The organism is Pseudoalteromonas sp. HL-AS2, from assembly GCF_031198805.1.
Taxonomy (GTDB): domain Bacteria; phylum Pseudomonadota; class Gammaproteobacteria; order Enterobacterales; family Alteromonadaceae; genus Pseudoalteromonas; species Pseudoalteromonas nigrifaciens.
Genome location: NZ_CP133571.1, coordinates 2,221,808 through 2,244,082 on the forward strand (window position 1 = coordinate 2,221,808; position 22,275 = coordinate 2,244,082).

The 22,275-nt window shown below is 43.2% G+C and carries 18 protein-coding genes; 9 read left to right on the plus strand and 9 right to left on the minus strand.

The features are described from left to right. Positions 1-21: 21 nt before the first annotated feature. Together RB215_RS10365 and RB215_RS10370 are read right to left on the minus strand one after the other, a co-directional pair. The gene (locus RB215_RS10365) at positions 22-1,716 is read right to left on the minus strand and encodes a class I adenylate-forming enzyme family protein (protein ID WP_309216321.1); all 1,695 of its coding nucleotides are present in this window, start codon (positions 1,714-1,716) and stop codon (positions 22-24) included. Continuing rightward, positions 1,713-2,822: an MBL fold metallo-hydrolase gene (locus tag RB215_RS10370; protein WP_309216322.1), complete on the minus strand. Its 1,110-nt coding sequence runs from the start codon at positions 2,820-2,822 to the stop codon at positions 1,713-1,715. The genes RB215_RS10365 and RB215_RS10370 overlap by 4 nt, the downstream gene beginning before the upstream one ends. A 153-nt stretch (positions 2,823-2,975) precedes the next feature. Here RB215_RS10370 and RB215_RS10375 point away from each other — a divergent pair, with 153 nt between their 5' ends. Together RB215_RS10375 and RB215_RS10380 are read left to right on the plus strand one after the other, a co-directional pair. After that, on the plus strand, positions 2,976-4,376 hold the full coding sequence (locus RB215_RS10375) for an MFS transporter (RefSeq protein ID WP_011328793.1): 1,401 nt from the start codon (positions 2,976-2,978) through the stop codon (positions 4,374-4,376). 18 nt (positions 4,377-4,394) lie between these two features. Next, the gene (locus RB215_RS10380) at positions 4,395-5,489 is read left to right on the plus strand and encodes a Rieske 2Fe-2S domain-containing protein (RefSeq protein ID WP_011328794.1); all 1,095 of its coding nucleotides are present in this window, start codon (positions 4,395-4,397) and stop codon (positions 5,487-5,489) included. A gap of 79 nt (positions 5,490-5,568) precedes the next feature. Here the strand turns inward: RB215_RS10380 and RB215_RS10385 are convergent, their stop codons facing one another. Then, positions 5,569-7,737: a TonB-dependent receptor gene (locus RB215_RS10385; protein WP_011328795.1), complete on the minus strand. Its 2,169-nt coding sequence runs from the start codon at positions 7,735-7,737 to the stop codon at positions 5,569-5,571. Between the two features lie 352 nt (positions 7,738-8,089). Then, entirely contained in the window at positions 8,090-9,529 is a 1,440-nt protein-coding gene (locus tag RB215_RS10390) for a coniferyl aldehyde dehydrogenase (protein WP_309216323.1), read from the minus strand. Between the two features lie 400 nt (positions 9,530-9,929). Here RB215_RS10390 and RB215_RS10395 point away from each other — a divergent pair, with 400 nt between their 5' ends. From RB215_RS10395 to RB215_RS10425, 7 genes are read left to right on the plus strand one after another with little or no spacing between them, the layout of a single operon-like run. Further along, the gene (locus RB215_RS10395) at positions 9,930-10,910 is read left to right on the plus strand and encodes a flavin reductase (protein ID WP_011328797.1); all 981 of its coding nucleotides are present in this window, start codon (positions 9,930-9,932) and stop codon (positions 10,908-10,910) included. Further along, entirely contained in the window at positions 10,907-11,695 is a 789-nt protein-coding gene (locus RB215_RS10400; RefSeq protein ID WP_182684186.1) for a fumarylacetoacetate hydrolase family protein, read from the plus strand. Before RB215_RS10395 ends, RB215_RS10400 begins: the two co-directional genes overlap by 4 nt. A 24-nt stretch (positions 11,696-11,719) precedes the next feature. Beyond that, positions 11,720-12,622, plus strand: a complete 903-nt coding sequence (locus RB215_RS10405; RefSeq protein ID WP_011328799.1) for an acetaldehyde dehydrogenase (acetylating) — start codon at positions 11,720-11,722, stop codon at positions 12,620-12,622. 11 nt (positions 12,623-12,633) lie between these two features. Further along, positions 12,634-13,668, plus strand: coding sequence for a 4-hydroxy-2-oxovalerate aldolase (dmpG, locus tag RB215_RS10410; protein ID WP_011328800.1), 1,035 nt, complete (start codon positions 12,634-12,636; stop codon positions 13,666-13,668). Beyond that, the gene (locus RB215_RS10415) at positions 13,665-14,978 is read left to right on the plus strand and encodes an MFS transporter (RefSeq protein WP_306287838.1); all 1,314 of its coding nucleotides are present in this window, start codon (positions 13,665-13,667) and stop codon (positions 14,976-14,978) included. The genes dmpG and RB215_RS10415 overlap by 4 nt, the downstream gene beginning before the upstream one ends. Positions 14,979-15,027: 49 nt before the next feature. Beyond that, complete coding sequence (locus tag RB215_RS10420; protein WP_179807449.1) at positions 15,028-15,795, plus strand: SDR family oxidoreductase; 768 nt, start codon at positions 15,028-15,030, stop codon at positions 15,793-15,795. A gap of 33 nt (positions 15,796-15,828) precedes the next feature. Continuing rightward, on the plus strand, positions 15,829-17,334 hold the full coding sequence (locus RB215_RS10425; protein ID WP_208834147.1) for an FAD-dependent oxidoreductase: 1,506 nt from the start codon (positions 15,829-15,831) through the stop codon (positions 17,332-17,334). Positions 17,335-17,580: 246 nt separating this feature from the next. Here RB215_RS10425 and RB215_RS10430 read toward each other — a convergent pair whose 3' ends face one another. The 5 genes from RB215_RS10430 to RB215_RS10450 form a co-directional block, all read right to left on the minus strand. After that, on the minus strand, positions 17,581-18,507 hold the full coding sequence (locus RB215_RS10430; RefSeq protein WP_011328804.1) for a TauD/TfdA family dioxygenase: 927 nt from the start codon (positions 18,505-18,507) through the stop codon (positions 17,581-17,583). Positions 18,508-18,546: 39 nt separating this feature from the next. Next, positions 18,547-19,317, minus strand: coding sequence for a class II aldolase/adducin family protein (locus RB215_RS10435; protein ID WP_011328805.1), 771 nt, complete (start codon positions 19,315-19,317; stop codon positions 18,547-18,549). Positions 19,318-19,444: 127 nt separating this feature from the next. Beyond that, positions 19,445-20,464, minus strand: a complete 1,020-nt coding sequence (locus RB215_RS10440; RefSeq protein ID WP_089368595.1) for an AraC family transcriptional regulator — start codon at positions 20,462-20,464, stop codon at positions 19,445-19,447. A gap of 152 nt (positions 20,465-20,616) precedes the next feature. Further along, a complete protein-coding gene (locus RB215_RS10445; protein WP_197108216.1) occupies positions 20,617-21,078 on the minus strand; it encodes a MaoC family dehydratase in 462 nt (153 codons plus the stop codon). Positions 21,079-21,086: 8 nt separating this feature from the next. Beyond that, complete coding sequence (locus tag RB215_RS10450) at positions 21,087-21,872, minus strand: SDR family oxidoreductase (RefSeq protein ID WP_058373853.1); 786 nt, start codon at positions 21,870-21,872, stop codon at positions 21,087-21,089. Positions 21,873-22,275 lie beyond the last annotated feature (403 nt).

The following is a 22,275-nucleotide window of genomic DNA, read 5'->3' on the forward strand; positions in this document are numbered from 1 at the left end:
TTTTTTAACGGCGATTAACATTTATTGATAAAGCTTTGTTTTTAATTTGTTTCTTAAAATTTTACCGGCCGGATTACGCGGTAATTTATCTTCCATAAGATGAATTTTCTGCGGTACTTTATATTTAGCCAGTCGTTGTGCTACATGTGCGAGCAATTGCTGCTCTTCAATAAACTCGCCTTCTAATGGGCAAACAACAGCAATAACGGCCTCACCGGTTTCTTCATCTGGAATACCAAACACTGCTACTTCGGCTACCGCAGGGTGTTCAAGCAAACACGACTCTACTTCGGCTGCGGGAATATTTTCCCCCGCGCGGTTAATCACATCTTTAATACGGTCAACAATAAACAAAAAGCCTGCGTCGTCTATATAGCCCAAGTCGCCGGTATGTAACCACCCAGAGCGTATTGCATCTTGAGTTGCTGTTAAGTCGCCAACATACTGATCCATTAAAGTAATACCGCGCATACATACTTCGCCCACACTATTGCTAGGTAACGACTGTCCATCTGCTGCGCAAATACGTACTTCCATAATGGGCGAAATAAGCCCAGAGCTTTTGGGTGCATGGCGAAATAAATCGCCAGACGCTGCTGCGCCCACGCCATTGGTTTCGGTCATACCAAAGCCAATTCCTATCATTTGCTCAGGTAAGCTAGACAGCGTTTTATCAATTAAGCTGGCTGGTAGTCCTGCGCCGCCAAAACCTAAGCCACTAAACGAGGCCATAACTTCTGCACTATGAAAACTCGGCTCTCGTAATAACTGCATCACCATAGATGGCGCACCATTAAATTGTGTTACTTGCTCTTTTTTGATCAGTTCAATTGCCTCTAGCGGATCCCACTTATGGGTAAACACTAAGCGCCGCCCGCCACGTAATGCCGACAATAACTGGGCATGTAAACCACTTACATGAAATAACGGCACCGCGGTTAAAATAGTAGGCACCAGTCCTTTTTCCATAATTAGCGCTAATGCTTTAGGTGAGGTCATTGCCGATATTGCACCAATAAAGTCAATATTATAAAGTGCTTGGCACACTGCAATATGGCTCGACTCAACCGCTTTAGCCACGCTGGTCGCACCTGAGGTAAACAGTACTAAAGCCGCATCGGTCGCTGTTATTGTGGGTGGTTCAATGCTGTGCGCTGAATAATTAAGCGCCTCTGTAAAGTCTATTGCAGCAGCAGATTGCGATAAATCTAATGCTGTATCGTTTAATACTAAGGTATCGGTTAACCACTCATTACTTTGGCTAATTCGCTGCCATCTTGGGCCATCACAAATTAATAATTTAGGCGTAATACCATTAAGTGCAGTTATTAGCTCTTGCTGCATCCCAAAACTGTTGAGTGGTGCAGGTACTGCACCTATCAATGCTATCGCGCAAAAAGCAATAACCCACTCAGGTCGGTTACGCATTGCAATAGCAACACGATCCCCTTGCTTTATGCCATGTTTCTGCAAGTAACTGGCAACATTATCAACGTGTTGAAAAAACTGTTTATAGCTGCAGTGCTCTCCCTGATAAACCAAAAATGATTGCTCATCAGTGCGCCTTGCATCATTAATCACTTGCGCTAAATTAAGCGGCGCGTTGCAATACACCTGATAACTTTGACCATTGATTTGCTTATTAGTGATTTCAAATGGTGCGCCAGGTGCCATTAATTGTGATTTAGTGGCAGTGACTAAATTAAATAAACTCATAATGTATTCCCAGCTGCTAATTTTTTGTCCGTGAGTAAGTAACTATTAATGCCTGAATCAGTTTTACGCTGACAAAATAATTCATCATTACTTTCTAACCAATTTAGGTGCGCTAAGGTTTCGCCCAATGCCATCATACTTTCTATGGGTGAAAGAGCGCGTTTAAATAAATGCTTCATTGCCTGATAGGCATTAAATTCAGGAGCTTGCAGTGCAAATGCTCTTAATATATCTAACTGCTCAAAATGATGATCAATCAACTGTTGTACTCGTAAATGCATGTGGCGAAATACTGGGCCATGGGCTGGTAATACTAAGGTTTGTGGGTCGAGCGTTTGTAGCTTTTCAAGCGAACGTAGCCAGTTTTTTAATGGCTGACCTTGCGGCTCTAACTCAGACACTAAAATATTTGAACTAATATTGGGCAATAACTGATCGCCAGCTAGCAGTAGCTTGTCGGCTTCACAATAAAGGCACGCATGCTCTGGCGAATGCCCCTCCCCTATGACTATTTGCCAACGGCGCTTACCTATGGTGAGCACATCCCCTTCACGCAGACGATTAAATGACGGCGGGCTAAATTTTATAAAGGGATCTTTACGGCAACTAGTAATGATCACGTCTAACTCATCTCGTGGTAAACCTGCTCTATGATAAAAATCTAACTGGTTGTCACTGCCTAGCGCTGCGGTGTTATTACTCAGCGTTTTTAGCATGTAAAACTCACCAAAAGTCATATATAGCGGCACATTAAACGTGGCCATTAACCAACTAGCTAGGCTGCTATGGTCATAATGAAAATGCGTACAAATAACGCCTTTAATTACTTTTTTGTTGCAATGTTGTTCTATTACCGTTAACCACAATTGCCGTGTTGTGTCATTATTAAGCCCGGTATCGAGAATATACCAACCGTCGTTATCTTCGAGTAAATAAAGATTTATATGATCCAACGACATCGGCATAGGCATAGGCATACGTAACCACAACAAACCTTCAGCTATCTCCACTACCGAACCATCCGCATTGGGTGGAGTAATTGGATATTCTAAAAGGCTATGCAGCTGATGGCCTTGTGATTCTTTGGGTAAAATCATCGATTTCATTATTTCTCCAAAAATAAGTGATCAGCGCGTTTATATTTTCTTAACTTAATAAGAAGCCATTTAGCGATTCTGTAATACGTCCAAAAGGACGATGCTGAAATTATTAGCAAAGTTAAGGTAGCTTAAAACAATATCAAAAAGAGAGTGCAATAAATGCAAGTAGGTCAAAGTTCATTAAGCGCAGGTCGGACTCGTCTGACGCTATTATTGCTTTCTATTATTTACGTTTTTTCGTATATCGATCGCAATTTAATTGCCATTGTTCTTGAGCCAATTAAATTAGAGTTTGGCGTATCAGATACTATTATGGGCGCGGTGAGCGGCCTTGCATTTGCCGTTTTATACTCTGCGGTTAGCTTTCCGTTAAGCCGTATGGCCGATAGAGGCACCGACCGTAAAAATATTATTGCGGTATGTTGTGGGCTCTGGAGCCTTGCCACTATGGCCAGCGGTGTTGTTACCCAATTTTGGCAATTTGTAGTTGCCCGTATGACAGTTGCCATTGGTGAAGCAGGCGGTACATCACCGTCTATTTCTATGGTATCTGATTTATACCCTCCACATCGTCGCTCATTTGCAATTAGCTTATATATGCTTGGCCCACACATTGGTTTGTTAGCCGCCATGGCATTAGGTGGTTGGATAGCCCAAGAGCACGGCTGGCGCGCAGTATTCATCTTTTTCGGTATTCCAGGGCTATTACTAGCATTGCTACTTTATGTTTTTGCAAAAGACCCTGGCTTAGGTGTTTATGACACCGATGCTGAGCGTAATATTCGTGCCCAACCGCAAGAAAACTTTTTCCGTGCTGTTGCCGATATTATGAAACTAAAAGGGTTTTTCTTAATTTGTATGGGTACTGCCGTTGCTGGCATGGTCGGCTATGGTTACGCCATTTGGGCCCCTACTTTTATGGTACGCAATTACGATATGTCACTTTCACATGCAGGCCTTACCTTTGGTATAGCCAGTGGTGTTTTTGCTGCTACTGGGTCAATGTTTAGCGGTTATTACTGCGACAAACTAAGCCAAAAAGACTGTCGTTGGCAATTACGTATGCCTGCGATTGGCGTATTAATTAGTATTCCTTTTGGCTTGGCTTTTTTACTTTGGCCTGCCGGCGCCTTTTGGCAATTAGGGAGCCTTAAAATACCGCACGCGATTATATTTGCTGCTGGCTTTAGCTTTTTTAACAGCTGGTGGCCAACACTTGCATTCGCTGCAGTGAGCCATTTAGTTAACAGCTTTCAAAGAGCTACTAGCATTGCAATCTTAAGTTTATTTTTAACCTTTTTTGGTGCCGGTATTGGCCCATTGCTAACCGGTACACTCAGTGACTTATTTTCTGTTGGTGATGCGGGTGAAGGCCTTAAGTACGCCATTGCAGTGATGATTGCTTTATCGTTGTTTTCGGTTTGGTTTTACTACAAAGCCATTGGCCCTTATCAACAACGAATAGCAAGTAAAGTAAGTGATAACGATAAAACAGCGCAATCTTATAATAATAAAGCAGATTGCACCTCAGACAATAATTCAAGTACATCTACTACCTAAATATAAAAAGGAATACTTATGGCCACTACACAAGATTATCGCCTCGGCGATTATACATTCCCAAGAGGTTGGTTCATGATAGCTACGGCTGAAGAGATCAACACGCATAAGCCCCTAGCCGTACGGTTTTTTGGTCGCGATTTCGCACTATATCGCGGTAGAGCAACAGGTCGAGTGGTACTACTCGACGCATATTGCCCGCATATGAAAACGCATTTAGCCGCCGAAAATGATACCTCTTACGTTATTATTGATGGCGGTGGTACCAACATCGAAGGCGATAGCATTCGTTGTCCTTATCATGCATGGCGTTTTGGCCCTGATGGCCAATGTGACGACATTCCTTACCACGACGGACCAATCCCAAAAACAGCCTGTATTAAAGCGTGGCCTGTGGCCGAGAGCATGGGTGCAATTTGGATATGGCACGATCCTGAAAATGGTGATCCTGAGTGGGATCACCCAAGTTTGCCACAATGGGACGATAAAGCGTGGGTACATTGGCGCTTTGACGACTTGGGAATACTTGAGCAGCATCCGCAAGAAGTTATTGATAACATTTGTGATTATAGCCATTTAGCACCAATTCACGGCTCTACCGTACAGCGCTACGAAAATGAATTTGATGGCCACGAAGCAATTCAACGTCAATGTGGTCCGCACCGTACTTTAGTAGGCGAAGATGGCGCAAGCCCAGTGCTGCATACAATAACTAAATACCATGGTCCGGGCGTATTAATTTCACATTTGACTGGCTATTACGAGTCTTACTTAATGATAACGCATACCCCTGTAGAGGATGGTTCAATTAGAGTTTGGCACGCATTATTAGTTAAATCACCGGGTGGCAATGAAGTAGCCACAGTAGAGGATGAAGTAGCAGCACGCCAGTTCCAAGACGCAAGTAAGTTTGCATTTATGCAAGACTTCCAAGTGTGGACAAATAAAGCACCTTGTTTTAATGGGTTGTTTTTACCAAGTGATGGCCCGTTTATGAAAGCGCGTATTTGGTACAAACAGTTCTTTAATCCAAGAGCGCGTAAAGAAGAGTTCCAAAGCAAAGTAAATGGCGTATATGTGCCTAAAGGCACCGTAGCTTATACCCAAGACTAATCTATTTTTAAATAAATTATAGATACAAAAAAGAGCCCCTACTTAAAAAGTAGGGGCTCTTTTTAGCTGTAACTCTTTATTAAAATGAGTAAGTTATTTCTGCTCCATAAGTTACTGGGTCGCCATAGTAATTTAAGCCACCAATGAATACCCCTGACGAATCACCCAACGGCACACCGTTAATTCGGTACTCTTCGTCGGTCATGTTTTTACCCCAAATAGAGGCACTAAAGTCACTGCCGGCAATTCTTTTAAGTGAAACTCGGGCGTTAAGTAAGTTGTATTTTTCAATCCGAGTATATTGGGCTGAAGGTTGATTATGAAACGCAAAGTGATCGTCCACAAAGCTGTAGTCGGCGCCGGCGCTAAACTCACCAAGGGCTGTTTCACTAATGTAATTTAACCCAAGCGACCATTTATTTTTTGGACTATAGGGAAACTCGGCACTGTCGGTAACATCGTTTGCTACCCCAGTGTACACATCGTAAGTAATAAACTTGTCGTATTTAGGGTCTAACAAACCGTAATTAAAGTTTAGCGTTAAATCATCGGTTAATGCCGCTACTAATTCAAACTCTAACCCCGCCACTTTTGCCGAGCCTGCGTTTTGAATATCTGAGTACGCACCTAAGTATTCCGACATTTGCATATTGGTAATATCGTTATAAAACACCGCTATATTGGCTTGAATGCGTTGATCTAACCAGCGCGATTTAAGGCCCCATTCGTAGGCAATTACTTCCTCTGGTGCATAGGGTTTTACTGCTAATGCTTGAGTTGCTGCTTCACCGTTAAAACCACCCGCTTTCCAGCCTTGTGATACTTTAACATAGCTGTGAATATTGTCTGCTAACTCATAGTTAAGTGATGCCATAGCCGAGGTGTTATTCCAAGTATCGCCCGCTGTGGTGTATGGCAGTGGGAAAAAATAAGCAAAGCTAAAGTCATCTGGGTGTTCTATATAAAATGATTTTTCTTCTGTGGTCCAACGCAGACCCCCTGCCAACATTAGCTTGTCGCTTAGTCGATATTCTACATTACCATAAGCGGCAACCGAGGTAGACTCAACACCATAATAGTTATTCACTGTGCCAAAACCCAGTACATACGGGTTGTTTACATCAGATTCTTCTTTAAAGTAAAACAAGCCTGCAACGTAGGTTAAATTATCTATATCGCCAATAAATTGTAGCTCTTGTGATACTTGCTCATGCTCTACATGGCGGTAGGTATGAAAGCCAAGAAAATCAGCGCCATCGTAGTCATTGCCATCATCGTAATCTATTTCACGTAGTGCCGTAATTGACTTAATAGTTAAGTTATTACTTTGCTGCCATGTAACTGTAAGTGCATGGCCCGAGCTTTTAGAGCGATCGAATATAGCGCCATCTAATGCAGCACTTTCTTGGCGATCTTTCGTATCTTCTGGCATCGCACCGGCAATATAGACTTGGCCCAACGGAGGAGTGTTTTTTTTATTACTGCTATCGTAAGTGTAGTAAAACTCTAGATTATCGCTGTGCTCATACAAGGCACCAAAACGCAGTGAGGTAGAATCAAGCTCTTTAAACTTATCAATATCAGAACTTGTCGAAAGGTTATCGTAAAAGCCGTCGCGCTGTTTTTTATTAGCGGTAAAATTAAAACTGAGTTTGTCGTTAATTTGCGCCGAGTCGGCAGTAACATAAACATCTGTCATACCGTAGTTACCTGCCCCTACGCGTACTTCGCCGGTAAACTCACCACTGGGTTTACGCGTTACAATATTAAGCGCCCCACCTATTGTATTTTTACCATAAAGCGTACCCTGCGGCCCGCGCAGTACTTCAACGCGCTCTATAGCAGCTACATCAAATAAACCACCGACATTTTTAGATACAAATACCCCGTCTATATACACACCAGTAGTGGGCTCCCAGGTAACTGCAGGGTTAATTGTAACCGAGCCACGAATGGCAATTGTAGCACCAGTACTGCCGCCTGGAGTTTCTGATATTTGCATGTTTGGCGTATATACACTGAGATCTTCAACATCAGTAATGCCTTTATCGGCCAATGCTTGGGCATTAAACACGGTAACTGCCGTAGGTAGCTCTTGTAAGTTTTGTACCCGCTTTTGCGCGGTTACTTGGATCACTTCCAAACCTTCTTTTTTAGTACTTTGCTCTTGAGCCGCTAGTGTCGAATTTGCCATGCTAATTAAGGCTAACGCTATCGCTGCATTTAGTGGTTTTTTATTAATATTCACTATTTAGTCCTTGTTTAAAATTGAACGCGAGTAAAATTAACTAACAGGAATATCGCCAGTTACGCGCGCTGTACCTAACACTACATAAGTTAATTTTGAGACCGCTTTGCACGGCCTAAAAACTTAATGTATTGCGTTTTCATAATTACAAAAAGCAAATTGCTGTATCACGTTATAATCGCGTGTTTATCAACAATAAATGTAAGGTTTTTATCCTCGCACACTATTACAAAAACTAAATAGTCCGCATGAACGATAACTAAAAATAATGAGAAATAACAAAGACTAAAAGGCAGGAATTAATAAGTAATATTAGGCACTGTTATTATTAAAGTAACAGTGCCGGTTAACGTCAGTCGGCCGTTACTTGCGCGACCATCATAGCTTTAAATTGCTCATGATGCGGCGGTAATAAGCCCCACTCACCACGAGGGTCGTGTTTTGGGGCAACAAATACAGTACGCTGATGGCTAAAGGCTAAAAAGCCTTCACGACCATGATAATGCCCCATACCCGATGCACCTACGCCACCAAATGGCGCATCGTGCATTGCCGCATGCATTAAGCAATCATTTACCGCTACTCCACCCGATGAAGTGTTTGCTAAAAGCTTACTCAGCTCTGCGTCATTTTCGCCAAAATAATACAGCGCTAGTGGTTTAGCACGGCTGTTAATATCGTTAATAACGCCATCTATATCATCATAAGGAAGTAGCACTAATGCAGCGCCAAATATTTCTTGCTGCATAATATCCAGCTCTTTATCTGGGGATATAACTAATTGCAGTGGTAAACGTTTATCGCTTGTGACCAACTCTGCTAAATTAGCAACCTCATGACTACTAAGAACTTGGCATCCAGCATCGCGAGCTTGCTCAACTAAATCGACAACTCGCTGGCAATGTTGGCGGTTAACGCTAGGTACAAAATCTGGATTATGAGTGATTTCTGGATAAAAGTGACGAAAATTTTCGAGTAATAATGCAGCCACTTGATCAAGCTTATTACGCGGTACATAAACAATGTCAGGGCTAACACACACTTGGCCGCCATTATTACTTTTTGCTAAGGCTAAGCGTTTGCAACTTTCGCTTAAATCGCAATCTTGGCTAAGCACTGCCGGCGATTTACCGCCAAGCTCTAAGGTAACTGGCACTAAATTTTTAGCCGCTGCCGCCATAATTTTTTTACCTACTTGGGTACTACCAGTAAATACTAAATGATCGAACGGCAGTTCGCTAAATTTAGCACCAGTGTCGGCGCCACCTGTAACTACACTCACTAGTAATGGGTCTATGTGTTTGGCAAATAATTGCGCTACTAAGGCCGCTGTTTTAGGCGTGACCTCAGATGGTTTAAGTATGGCGCGGTTACCCGCCCCTAATACACACGCCAACGGGGCAAATAAGGTATAAAGTGGCGCATTCCAAGTACCTATAATACCCACACTGCCTTTGGGTTGGTATTCAACCCGTGCGGTACTACCGAGTTGATCATAAGGAGCAAACACTTCGCGGCTTTCACTTTTAAGCCATGGTTCTAAGTTGTCGCGGGTATATTTAAGGCTGGCTAGCGAGCCGAGCACATCATTCATAATAGAAAAGCCTTGGCTGCGACCATTAAAGTCAGCTTCTATTGCCTCGGCAAATGCTTGGTGATGCTCTACAAGTAAATTTATAACTTGTTGAATACGCTCTCGCCTTTGCGCTGCAGTTACCAACATTTGCAATTTATGCGCTTGTTGCAGATGCTGCAGCAAAGCTGCCATTGAACCTGAATCTTTGCTGTTCATGCACTATATCCTTACTAGGTTTTACACTTGCCTGGGCCTGGCGAACAATATTTGCTTACACACTATATTGCAGCTTTTGCATTGCAAGTAAACTAATTGAGCTGTGCTTCCTTTCTAGCTGTTTTTATTCAAATAAACCTCGTCCACTTGGACGAGTTCTCGTATTTAAATTATTTAATGTACGGTTGCTGCAGTCACTATTTTGCCCTATTTAAATAGGCCACTTAAAGCTAACCTTCGTAATAAAACTTAGCCGTTGTTTAATATAAAATAACCTAAATAAATTGCTGAGTAATCATATAAATAGCAAATGCCTGTGTTGTTTAGTCCATTAAGACGATGATGAAAAATAGCCAGATCATGATACTGAAGTTATATAACAGTAATAAGGCGAGTTAACATGGCACAAGCAGAATTTGATAGTCAGGCATTTAGACAGGCGCTCGGTAGTTTTACTACTGGCGTAACAATTATTACTGCCACCGCTCCAGATGGCACCCCTGTTGGTCTTACCGCAAACAGCTTTAATTCTGTTTCGTTAGACCCACCTATGGTGCTATGGAGCTTGGCAAAAACCTCTCTTAGTGTGGCTGCCTTTAGCGAGGCCGAGCACTGGAACGTTCATGTTCTCTCGCAGCACCAACAAGAGCTGTCAAATAAATTTGCCGCAAAAGGCGAAGACAAATTTAATGACACTAATCTCGAAGCGGGGATTAGCTCTGCACCACTTATTGCCGATTGTAGCGCGCGTTTTCAGTGTCGTAATATGGTAACGCACGATGGGGGGGATCATCTTATTTTTATAGGTGAAGTACTGGGGTTTGATCATCAAGCACTACCGCCACTGGTGTTTCAGCAAGGTCAGTACGCAATGACTGCACGTAAACCGTGGGCAGCGGTTAACTTATCTAGTGAACCTACAGCGCCACAGTGCAGCTACAACGAAGATTTACTAGGTTACTTGCTTGGGCGTTCACATTTTCAAATGCTGTACCGCATGCGTAAAGTACTCGATGAGCAAGCGCTGGAAGATTCACACTTTTTTGCATTATCGGTATTAAATATTCAGCAAAATCTGAGTTTAGAGCAGCTAAATACCCACCTTGATTATACCGGCCACAGTGTCAATCTTGAAGATATGGCCTTTTTAGAAAAGCAGGATCTTATTTGCCAAAAAAGCGAAGACAATTACCAACTTACCACCGCTGGGCGAGAAACCTCACTACACCATATTGCGCAAGCAAAAGTAATTGAAGAAGAGCTCATTACAGAGCTTGGTGCAGGCGACGTAATGGCATTAAAGCTATTACTTAAACGCCTTATTCATCAAACCGATCCTGGCTTACCTGATCTTTGGTCTACAGAGGATAAAAGCGCATGAGCGAACTACACCAGCATTTAGCACAAATTCTTTATGATGCGCAGCAACAGCGCACACCTATTGCGCCATTAATTAAAAATAACCCCGAGCTTACAATCGACGATGCCTATCAAGTGTCGTTAAAAACACTGGCAATACGCACTCAGGCTGGCGAAAAAATCATTGGTAAAAAAATTGGTGTTACCAGTGAAGCAGTGCAAAAAATGCTTAATGTGCATCAGCCCGACTTTGGCTTTTTAACCAACACTATGCACCACCCTGATGGCAGTAATATTAGCCTTAAAAAATCACATTTAATTCAACCACGCGCCGAAGGCGAAATTGCGTTTTGCCTTAAACACGACTTACAAGGCCCAAACGTTACCGCAGAGCAAGTACTTGCTGCGACTGATTGGGTGGCACCGTGTTTTGAAATTGTTGATTCGCGTATCGAAAACTGGCAAATCACCATAGTTGATACCGTGGCCGATAACGCCTCATGCGGGGTATTTGTAATTGGTGATAAACATACCGACCCTAGCACACTCGATTTAGCTGCAGCCACTATGGTAGTTAAACACAATGGTAAACAAGCAGTAACCGGTGTGGGCTCAGCAGTACAAGGGCATCCTGCGCAAGCAGTTGCATGGCTGGCAAATACGCTAGGCGAGTATGGTATAGAGTTTAAAAAAGGCGAAATTATTCTGTCGGGAGCTCTGGCTCCTCTAATAGATGCTAACAGCGGCGATCATTTTAGTATGGAGATCGAAGGTCTCGGTTCATGCTCTGTCAGCTTTTGCGATTAACAGTTAACCCACGAGGGAAATAACATGAAAAAGATTAAATGCGCCCTGATCGGTTCAGGAAACATTGGTACTGACTTACTTTATAAGCTCAAACGCAGTGAGATATTAGAACCCGTTTGGATGGTAGGCATAGACCCAGACTCAGAAGGCTTAGCGCGCGCACGCGAATTGGGTATTAAAACCACCGCCGACGGTATTGATGGCTTAATACCGCATATTGAAGCCGATGAAATCAAAATTGCTTTTGATGCAACCTCAGCCTACGTGCATGGTGAAAACTCAGCTAAAGTGAATGCAAAAGGCGTGTTGATGATAGATTTAACCCCAGCGGCTATTGGCCCTTTTTGTGTGCCTCCGGTTAACCTAAATCAACTTAATGCTGATATTAAAAACGTTAACATGGTGACCTGTGGCGGCCAAGCAACTATTCCTATGGTTGCTGCGGTATCGCGCGTACAGCCGGTTGAATATGGTGAAATTGTTGCCACTGTTTCATCAAAATCAGTTGGCCCAGGTACACGCCAAAATATTGATGAATTTACTCGCACTACCTCAGGCGCAGTGGAGCAAATTGGTGGCGCTAAAAAAGGCAAAGCCATTATTATAATTAACCCTGCTGAGCCACCATTATTAATGCGCGACACCATCCATTGCTTAACCGAAACAGAGCCAGATCAAGCCGCTATCACTGCATCTGTGCATGAAATGATTGCTGAAGTACAAAAGTATGTTCCAGGCTATAAACTAAAAAATGGCCCGGTGTTTGATGGTCGTAAAGTGTCTATATTTTTAGAGGTTGAAGGTTTGGGCGATTACTTGCCTAAATATGCCGGTAACCTTGACATAATGACCGCGTCGGCCGCGCGTACTGCAGAAATGTTTGCACTACAAATGCTAGGTCAATCGCCATCAGATAGTCAATCTTAAGGAGTAATATCATGGATTTAAAAGGTAAAAAAGTTACCCTGCACGATATGTCATTACGTGATGGTATGCATGCTAAGCAACATCAAATTAGCTTAGATGAAATGGTGTCTATTGCCACTGGCTTAGATCAGGCGGGCATTCCTTTAATTGAGGTTACCCATGGCGACGGTTTAGGCGGCTCTTCACTTAATTATGGTTTTCCTGCTCATACCGATGAAGAATACCTAAGTGCTGTAGTGCCAAAAATGACCCAAGCTAAAGTCTCAGCGTTATTAATTCCGGGCATAGGAACGGTTGATCACTTAAAAATGGCTTATGATCATGGCGTAAGTACAATTCGAGTGGCTACTCACTGTACTGAAGCTGACGTTTCAGAGCAGCATATTAGCGCAGCGCGTAAAATGGGTTTAGATACCGTTGGCTTTTTAATGATGGCACATATGATCAGCCCAGAGGAGCTACTTGCACAGGCTAAACTAATGGAGTCTTACGGTGCTAACTGTATTTACTGTACGGATTCTGCTGGTTACATGTTGCCCGACGACGTAAGTACCCGTATTGCGTTACTGCGCAGCGAACTTAACAGCGAGACCGAAATTGGCTTTCATGGTCATCATAATTTAGGCATGAGTATTCCAAATTCGCTGGCGGCAATCGAAATGGGCGCTAATCGCATTGATGGTTCGGTGGCCGGTTTAGGTGCCGGTGCAGGTAATACGCCGTTGGAAGTATTTACCGCGGTACTTGATCGTATGGCAGTTAATCACGGTATTGATTTATACAAAATTATGGATGTTGCTGAAGACTTAGTCATGCCAATGATGGATCAACCTATTCGTATTGACCGAAACTCATTAACTTTGGGTTATGCTGGTGTTTATTCGTCATTTTTATTATTTGCAGAACGCGCCGAGAAAAAATACGGTGTACCTGCACGTGATATTTTACTTGAACTAGGGCGCTTAAAAACCGTAGGCGGACAAGAAGATATGATAGACGACACCGCAATGACTATGGCTAAGGCCTTAAAGGCGGCGAAAGCTTGAACATAAAAAAATCTAATTGGCGCCAACATGCTTTATTGTTGGTGCTTACTTTATTTTATATAGAAAGTTTTGTTGGGCGACAAATTATGGCGGTGATGATTGAACCCATCAAAGCTGAATTTGGCGCCTCAGATGCGCAAATGGGCTTATTAACTGGCCTAGGTTTTGCCATTGTATTTACTTTAACCGGTTTATCGGCCGGCAGACTTGCTGACAAAGTGAGCCGCACACGTTTGTTAGCCGCCAGCGCATTAGTGTGGGGCATTATTACAGCACTTAGCGGCATAACTGCAGGCTTTATTAGTTTACTAATAATGCGTATGTTGGTGGCAGTAGCTGAAGCACCGGTTACTTCGGCCTCTTTATCGTTACTTTCGGACAGTTACCCGGTTGAGCGACGCTCATTTGCGATTAGCTGTTTTACCTCTGGCGCTACCTTTGCCGCCATTATTGCGCTTACCTTAGGTGCATATTGGGTAGAGCTGTATGGATGGCGAGAAACCTTTTTTATTATCTCTACTCCCGCTTTGTTTATTTCTTTTTTGCTATTTTTTGTGATGCCCGAACCTAAACGCGGTCAATACGATGATGCCATTAGCTCTCCAACTTCACCGCTGCAGCCTGCACTAACCACAGGTTTTAGAGCATCAACAAAAGCATTGTTAAAGCGCAAAGATTATCGACTATTAGTTTGCTCAAGCGCCATTGCAACGTTAGGCGCAAATGCGTTTGGCATGTGGAATGCCACTTTTTTAGTACGCAGCCACGACTTAACACTGAGCCAAGCCGGCATGATGGCAGGCTTTTTTGGCGGCGGTGCGGCAGCAATTGGAATTCTTTCTAGTGGCTATTTGGCTGATAGAATCGCCAGACGAAAAGGTGTTTTATGGCTACCTATACTAGGCCATATACTGGGGTGGGTATTTATTGTTATATATTTTTTATGGCCTAAAGGCTTAGGCGATGACCTATTTTTTGCCGGTATTCCATTTGCTATGCTGTTTTGCACCTTAGCGAGTTTCTTTTCTGTATGGTGGGTTAGCCCTTGTCTCACATTACTCACTTCAATTGTACCGGGCACTCAGCGGGCATTGGCTATTTCAATGCAAACCGTGCTGATTACTTTTTTAGGCATAGGTGTTGGGCCTATGTTGGTGGGCGTGCTTAGTGAAGTATTTAGCGAGGAGGCCGGTGTTGAATCCTTACGTTATGCTTTACTTATTAGTACGAGTACAACATTAATATCGGTATTTTTACTGTTTAAATTAAAATCTTATCAAGCAAAACAACTCATAAAACCCATTCAGTAAATTAAACTTTGTTTTAATTACTATTAACCAATAATGCTAGGAGTTTATTATGTCAGTTACCGCAGTTACAGGTTCAGCATCAGGGATTGGCGCCGCCGTTTGTGAAAAACTACGCGCAGCAGGTCATACTGTGATCGGCATAGACCGCCATCAAGCCGAGGTTAATGCCGATTTATCATCCCCCGAAGGTCGCGCTAATGCCGCAGAGCAAGTTATCAAATTAGCCAATGGTAAACTAGATGGCCTGGTTTGTTGTGCGGGCCTTGGCGTTACCGCACCAAGTAGCAGTTTAGTGGTTTCGGTTAATTATTTTGGCTCAACCGAGTTAATTGAATTACTTCAACCTGCACTCGCTAAAGGTGAGCAGCCAGCTATTACCGTTATTGGCTCAGTGGCCGCTAGTCAACAAGTGGCAGATCCACACCCTATTATTGAGTTAATGCTCAACAATGACGAGCCAGCCGCTCGCGCACTGGCAGATGAGCTTGGCCAACCACAAATAGCCTATTCTGCGTCTAAATACGCACTCACTGTGCATTGTCGTCGTTTAGCCGTTAAAACGGGGAGTACCGGCGTACGTATTAACTTAGTTGCGCCTGGTGCAATTGAAACTCCACTGCACGAAGCCTCTAAGCAAGATCCACGTTTTGGCGAAGCCGTACGTAACTTTGTTGCGCCTATTGGTCGCAATGGTCAGCCAAGTGAAATTGCCGATGCGGTCAGTTTTTTACAATCAGCCCAAGCCTCTTTTGTGCATGGCAGCATTATTTATGTAGATGGTGGTATGGACGCCATGATGCGCAATGGCAAGTTTTAAACACTAAATATTAAATACTTATATGGATATAACATGAACCCAATACTAAGCACACACAAAGTTCGCGCTTTTGAATCGATTAGCCACTTTGATATTAGCACCGACGTACTCGTGTGCGGTTATGGCGGCGCAGGAGCCGCCGCCGCACTAGAAGCTGTAACCTTAGGTGCTAAGGTTACTATTTTAGAACGTGCCAGTGCTGGGGGTGGCTCGACTGCATTATCAAGCTGTGAAATGTATTTAGGCGGCAGTGGCGGCACTGCATTACAAAAAGAGTTAGGTTTAGAAGATAGCACCGAAAACATGCTGGCTTATTTACGCGAAGCACTTGGCCCGTATGGCGATGAAGATAAGATGCGTTGTTATGCACAAGGCGCTGCAGGACATTTTGATTGGGTTGAATCCCTTGGTGTACCTTATAAACGCGCTGCCTTTTTAGAGCGTACAGTAGTGCCACTCAGTGATGAGTCGTTATTATTTACCGGTAATGAAAAAGCTCACCCTTTTAATACCATTGCTAAGCCCGTTCCACGCGGTCACGTGCCCTCTAAAGTGGGCGACGAAGGCGGTAAAATATTTATGGATGCCATAATGCAGCGCATCGCAGGCGCGGGCGCTGAGGTAATTAATGATTGTCGCGCTATTGCTTTATTAGTAGATAAAAACAATCGTGTTTGCGGCGTAATTGCTAAGCGCGACAACCGAGAAATTGCGATTCGTGCAACTCGTGGTGTGGTATTAGCCACCGGTGGCTTTGTAATGAACGACACCATGACACGTCAATATATGCCTGATCTACTTGAGTATTGCGTACCTTATGGCAACACCTTCGATATGGGGGATGGTATTCAATTAGGCCAAGCAGTCGGCGGGCAAACAATTAATATGGAACAGGCTTTTATGTCGTTTCCGCTCTATCCACCAGCAAAGCTAACCTACGGTATTTTACTAAATAAACACGGTCAGCGTTATATAAATGAAGATGCGTATTTAGCCAGATTGGCGCATTATTCTTGCCAACAAGCTGAGCAAAAGTTTTATTTGTTAGTACAAGAAGAGGATTTTGAGGCGTCGCATTATTTACAACGTGCAGCCATTGTTGCCACTGGCGATAGCATAGCAGAAGTTGCCAGTGAAGCGCCCTTCCCGGCCGGTATGCTTGAGCAAACTGTTAGCTACTTTAATCAGCACGCCAGTAATAAACAAGACCCACTATTTCATAAAACCGCCGAGTGGCTAAAACCGTTAAACAAGCCCCCTTTTGCCTTATTAGAATACTCTGCAAGTGAAATGACTGCTGTAATTATGCCCGGCACCAAAGGCCCGCTCATATTTACGCTTGGTGGGCTAAAAACACTCACTACGGGTGAAGTGGTTAATTTAGACAATGAAATAATAAGTGGGCTTTATGCTGCTGGTCGAGCCACCGCGGGATTACCACGTACAGCCAAGGGATATGCCAGTGGTATGTCGGTTGGAGATGCCACTTTTTTTGGCAGACTCGCTGGGCGCAGCGCCGCTAAGCACCTGCCAATTTAACCTCGAATAATAAACACGCCTTAGCACTTAATTTAACAACCGTTATAGCAAACAGCGTAGCGGTTTAACTTACTTATTCTGCTTAGGTAATAAATCTGCGTATTAAAAGCAAGTATATTAAGTGCATGCTATAGATTAAAAATTAGCAGATTGAAATGTCGTGTAGAGGCTGGTAAGTATTAATGAAAGATATAAAAAAGCAGCAGCTGGTTAATTTAAGCTGCTGCAATTGATGTATTGTATAAGTTATTCTGTTTTTAACACACGGCCAAGCGTTATATCGCCCTCAATAGTGGTGCGGTTAATAACGCGATTGATCCCAGGCTTAGTGCCGGTAGTGCAGTGCATTGCACGCCAGTTATCCCACAGTACCATGTCGCCTTCGCGCCATTTATGAAAGTAAGTAAATTCCGGCTTTTGTACATGCGCAACAAGTCGCTCAAGTAGCTCTATAGATTCATCATTCGATAAACCAAATTGCTGTGGAGTAACAACTCTATCTAAAAACTGCTCTACCACCTCAAGTACTTTACGGCCACTGATCGGGTGTGTAACTACCATAGGGTAAGCAGCGTCTGAAAAGTCAGGAAAGCCAATGTCGGTTGGTTTTGTTGGGCTGTTAGGGCCAGGCTCATAACCATCTAGGTTAACGTAACGCATATGACGGCGCTGCATACTAAAGCTGTAAACCACTTCTAGCTGTTCAATTAAAGCTTTAGTGTCGTCGTCGAGTGCATCGTACGCTTTTGCTAAATCGCCAAAACCGGTCATGCCATCTTCTGCTGCCACCACCACAGCGCGCAACAGTGCACCATGATTTGGACGCGCTGTATAATGCAAATCCATGTGCCAATCTAACCGACCCACAATTTCTTCGCCTTTATAAAAAGCAGTTTGAAACTTATCCATAGGGCCACCATTTTGTAGCACAAATAACTCTGGATATTTATCACTGGTGGTAACTTTTAACGGATGTAATTCTAACGGGCCAAAAATGCGACTAAACTCAATTTGCTTTTCAGGGCTAATATCCTGATCACGAAACACTAAAATAGCGTGTTCGTACCATAGTGCTTTTAGTTCAGCTTTTATTTCATCGGTAAGTGGCTCGTTAATATCGAAACCCGACACTTCTACGCCAACATTATCAAGCGGAGTTACTGTAAGCTTCATTTTTTATTCCTTCTACTTAGCTAAGTGAATCCGACAAATTTAGTCGACTAAACCTGGATCTAGGCGTAATTCTTTACGCGCCATTGCTTCCCAAACAAAAGGGAAACCGTTGTCGTCAGCAATAGACACTTTTTTAACTTCTTCATCACTTAATGGTCGCCCGCCACCTGCTAATTCCACTTCATACGCGCGTTTACTGCGCCACTCTAAAGTAATTGCTCTTAGGTGTGCTTGGCGCAGATTTTTACCCACCACTAACGAGCCGTGGTTTGCCAGTAATGCCCACTTAGCATCACCGAGCGCTTCAACTGCTGATAAGCTAGTTGCTTCGTTTTCAAAGGTGCCTTCATATTCATCATAAAGTGGTAATTCAACACCACAATAAGCACTTGCTTGGTCGTATACTGGAGGCACTTTTTGCATACAAGCCCAAATACCACTCCAATGCGGATGATTGTGAATAACAACATGTACGTCAGGTCGCATTGCGTGCAACTGTAAGTGCAAACCTATCGCTGGGGTCACATTCCAATCACTATCAAGCACATTCCCCTTTGGGTCTAGCGTAACGATATCGCTGGCGGTTAACTCCCCCCAAGCGAGCTCCCATGGATTAGTTAAAATATTACCGTTTTCTAATCGGTAAGTAATATGCCCTGCAATATGCTCATCCCATCCTTCACGAATAAGCATGCGACACATAAGCGCAACTTGCGCTTTTTCGCTTAACTCTGGTAATAATTCTTTGCGACCCGGACGAGTTGCAAAGCGCTCTAGCATTGATTGATTAAGGCCATCATATTTTTTCATTATTATTATACCTTCCTGTTGCTGTGCAAAATAAACATGTTAAATCATGGTTAAAATAATAGGTCTGAGTGGTTAATAAAGCTTGTCTCATTGCGCCAAGTTGTTATCCGATCTGGCCATTAACTAGCTAATAGCGCACCGCAAATAACGCATGGCGAAAAGCACTTGGCGACAACCCAGTCCATTTTTTAAAAGCGCGATGAAACCCCGAACTATCGGCATACCCAAGTTGCTGACCAATGCGAGTGATTGATAACGTAGGATCGCTCAAATGTCGCCGCGCATGTATCTCTCGTACTTGATCGATTAATTGTTGATAGCGCCAACCTTGCGCCAATAACTTACGGCTCAAGGTACGGCAACTACAATGCAGCTTTAGTGCTGCATCGTGCAGCGATGGAGGACTGGCAGGATCTTCAACAATAATTTGCGACAAGCGCCATGCTATGTCGCCATGATTTCGAGTAATGCTTTTTTCTTCGCACAGTTTTTTATAAAAGTTGACACTTTCTGGACTCGACTGCGGGAGTGGTTGATCCAAAATGGCAGCATCAAAAAATAGCTGGGTTACTGGGGCATCAAATTCGACGGGGCAATTAAAAATGGCTTGGTAACGCTCAGCATGTACTGGCGCCGGATAATTACAACGTAGTTTAGTAATAGGCAATGCTTGACCAAGCACCCAACGACAAGTCGTGACTATATTGGCAAGTAAATCTTCTATTGCTAATACACGCAATTCACCCAGCTCAGTTTTAGCGTCAATTTGATAACAGCCTTCGGCTTGAATTTCACTAAAGGAGGTCACTACTAAATTACCAGAAAAGCGGCCTGAGTAATTTTGATATTTAAGCCCAATATGGCTGGCATCGCGCAGCGTCGCGCTGCTCATCATTAAATATGCAAGTTGGTCGTGGGTAGCAATAGAGCGTTTTAAACCTAATATGAGTCCAAGATCGCTGCCCTCATAACACTGCTGTGCATCAGTTAGTAAACCTCGATGCTGTTTAGCATTAATGAGCACATTAGGTTTGTGGAGCTCACTGCGACTGATACCATTGTTGGCAGCAATGGTGTTGGTATCCATTCCCAAGCTAGATAAAAAATCCAGCAACCAAATAATATAACGCGTATCAGTATTGACCATGTTACCCCTCGTTTGTGTAATTAAATCCAACCTTTTATCAATAACCGTTATTCTTAAATTGCACTCTTATATTAAGCAATTTAATACTATTATTTGTAACATAACCGCTAGCTGTTTAAGTGTTATGCTTTAGTCGTGCTTAACCAAAACATTTAGACAAACGAGTAACGGCTAATGGTATCTACCACGCAGGCTGGCCTTTGTTGCTCTGCCACTTCAATGGTTACTCGCGTGATCACTTGTACACTGCCTTTAACTTCTTCCACACTAATTATTTGCCCTGTGCCGCGTACTTTACTGCCCGCTTTAACCACATTAGGAAAGCGTACTTTATCGCAGCCGTAATTAACTCCCATGCTTATATTTTGCACATCTACCAACTGAGGTAAAAAATAATTAACTAATGACAGGGTTAAATAACCATGCGCAATACATGCGCCAAATGGGCCTTCTGCAGCCTTAATGGGATCGACATGGATCCATTGATGATCTCCCGTTGCCTCGGCAAACATATCAATACGGCTTTGCTCTACTGCAATCCAGTCGCTTACGCCTAAATCAAGTCCGGTTGAAGCAAGTAATTGCGTTTTGCTAGTAATTATTTTATTTGCCATTTTGCCCCCTAAGCGCGCTGTGAACTAACAGACACAACTTCGCCCGTCATGTAAGACGAGTAATCGCTGGCTAAAAACATCATCACGTTGGCGATTTCCCATACTTCGGCAGCACGACCAAAGGCTTCTTTTGAGGCTAATTGCTCAAGTACGTCGGCACTTGAGGCTTTTTTAAGAAATTCATGTAAAGCGATTGAAGGCGATACCGCGTTAATGCGCACTCCATGCTCAGCAGCTTCTAATGCCGAGCAGCGAGTAAATGCCATAACACCGGCTTTAGCAGCGGCGTAATGTGCTTGCTCTTTTTGTGCTCGCCAACCCAATACTGAAGCATTATTAATGATTACACCTGCCTTGCGTTGTTGCATAAATGGCAGCATTGCACGGGTCATACGAAATGTACCGGTAAGAGTAATGTCCATCACCTTACTCCACTGCTCGTCGCTCATATCTACTACAGCGGTTTGACCACCTAGTCCTGCATTATTAATAAGCACATCAACACCTGCGAGTTTATCCTCTGCTGCATTGATCAATACCTGAACCTGTTCTTCTTGGCTTACGTCGCACAATTGGCCAAATACCTGTTGCAAACCTGTTTGCGCTTTTATATTAGCTACAGCTTCATCTAAACGACGTGGATGAATGTCAGATATCATTAATGCCCGGCACCCTTCTTCGGCTGCACGTAATGCGGCTGAAAAGCCAATGCCCGCGCCTGCGGCGGCCGTTACTAAAACCGATTTCCCGCGTAACAGGTTATGCCCTTCTACGTACTTAGGTGCTGTCGTCATTCTTATCTCCGATGTCGTGCTTATTAATTTAGCACCCAGCATAAGGCTAACGCTGAGCAACTATCATCGTCAATCTGGACTAACCCGATAACTATTAGCAATATAAGAATGAAATTGTGGTGTGATACAACAAGCAGCATACTGAGGACTTAAATTAGATAACTAATTAAGGAGATAATTTTAGTGCTTATAGCAAAAACCTATGCTAGGTTTGATAAAAACTCAGCGTAGGTTTTGTTTTAATAGAGTATTAGCGCAAGCTCGCAAGCATTTGCTTGGTTAAACCATGCCGATACTCCTAAAATTATAATAGATATAACCACTAAACTTAATTTAACGCCGCCCTGATTAGACTTCATAGTATTCTCGATATTATTTTTATTAGTAAGAATAAGTTTCATAC

Excerpts from the sequence above, each read along its gene's own strand:
- RB215_RS10365 (WP_309216321.1), bottom strand. The coding sequence starts at position 1,716 with ATGAGTTTATTTAATTTAGTCACTGCCACTAAATCACAATTAATGGCA.
- RB215_RS10370 (WP_309216322.1), bottom strand. The coding sequence starts at position 2,822 with ATGAAATCGATGATTTTACCCAAAGAATCACAAGGCCATCAGCTGCAT.
- RB215_RS10375 (WP_011328793.1), top strand. The coding sequence starts at position 2,976 with ATGCAAGTAGGTCAAAGTTCATTAAGCGCAGGTCGGACTCGTCTGACG.
- RB215_RS10380 (WP_011328794.1), top strand. The coding sequence starts at position 4,395 with ATGGCCACTACACAAGATTATCGCCTCGGCGATTATACATTCCCAAGA.
- RB215_RS10390 (WP_309216323.1), bottom strand. The coding sequence starts at position 9,529 with ATGAACAGCAAAGATTCAGGTTCAATGGCAGCTTTGCTGCAGCATCTG.
- RB215_RS10395 (WP_011328797.1), top strand. The coding sequence starts at position 9,930 with ATGGCACAAGCAGAATTTGATAGTCAGGCATTTAGACAGGCGCTCGGT.
- RB215_RS10400 (WP_182684186.1), top strand. The coding sequence starts at position 10,907 with ATGAGCGAACTACACCAGCATTTAGCACAAATTCTTTATGATGCGCAG.
- RB215_RS10405 (WP_011328799.1), top strand. The coding sequence starts at position 11,720 with ATGAAAAAGATTAAATGCGCCCTGATCGGTTCAGGAAACATTGGTACT.
- dmpG (WP_011328800.1), top strand. The coding sequence starts at position 12,634 with ATGGATTTAAAAGGTAAAAAAGTTACCCTGCACGATATGTCATTACGT.
- RB215_RS10420 (WP_179807449.1), top strand. The coding sequence starts at position 15,028 with ATGTCAGTTACCGCAGTTACAGGTTCAGCATCAGGGATTGGCGCCGCC.
- RB215_RS10425 (WP_208834147.1), top strand. The coding sequence starts at position 15,829 with ATGAACCCAATACTAAGCACACACAAAGTTCGCGCTTTTGAATCGATT.
- RB215_RS10430 (WP_011328804.1), bottom strand. The coding sequence starts at position 18,507 with ATGAAGCTTACAGTAACTCCGCTTGATAATGTTGGCGTAGAAGTGTCG.
- RB215_RS10435 (WP_011328805.1), bottom strand. The coding sequence starts at position 19,317 with ATGAAAAAATATGATGGCCTTAATCAATCAATGCTAGAGCGCTTTGCA.
- RB215_RS10440 (WP_089368595.1), bottom strand. The coding sequence starts at position 20,464 with ATGGTCAATACTGATACGCGTTATATTATTTGGTTGCTGGATTTTTTA.
- RB215_RS10445 (WP_197108216.1), bottom strand. The coding sequence starts at position 21,078 with ATGGCAAATAAAATAATTACTAGCAAAACGCAATTACTTGCTTCAACC.
- RB215_RS10450 (WP_058373853.1), bottom strand. The coding sequence starts at position 21,872 with ATGACGACAGCACCTAAGTACGTAGAAGGGCATAACCTGTTACGCGGG.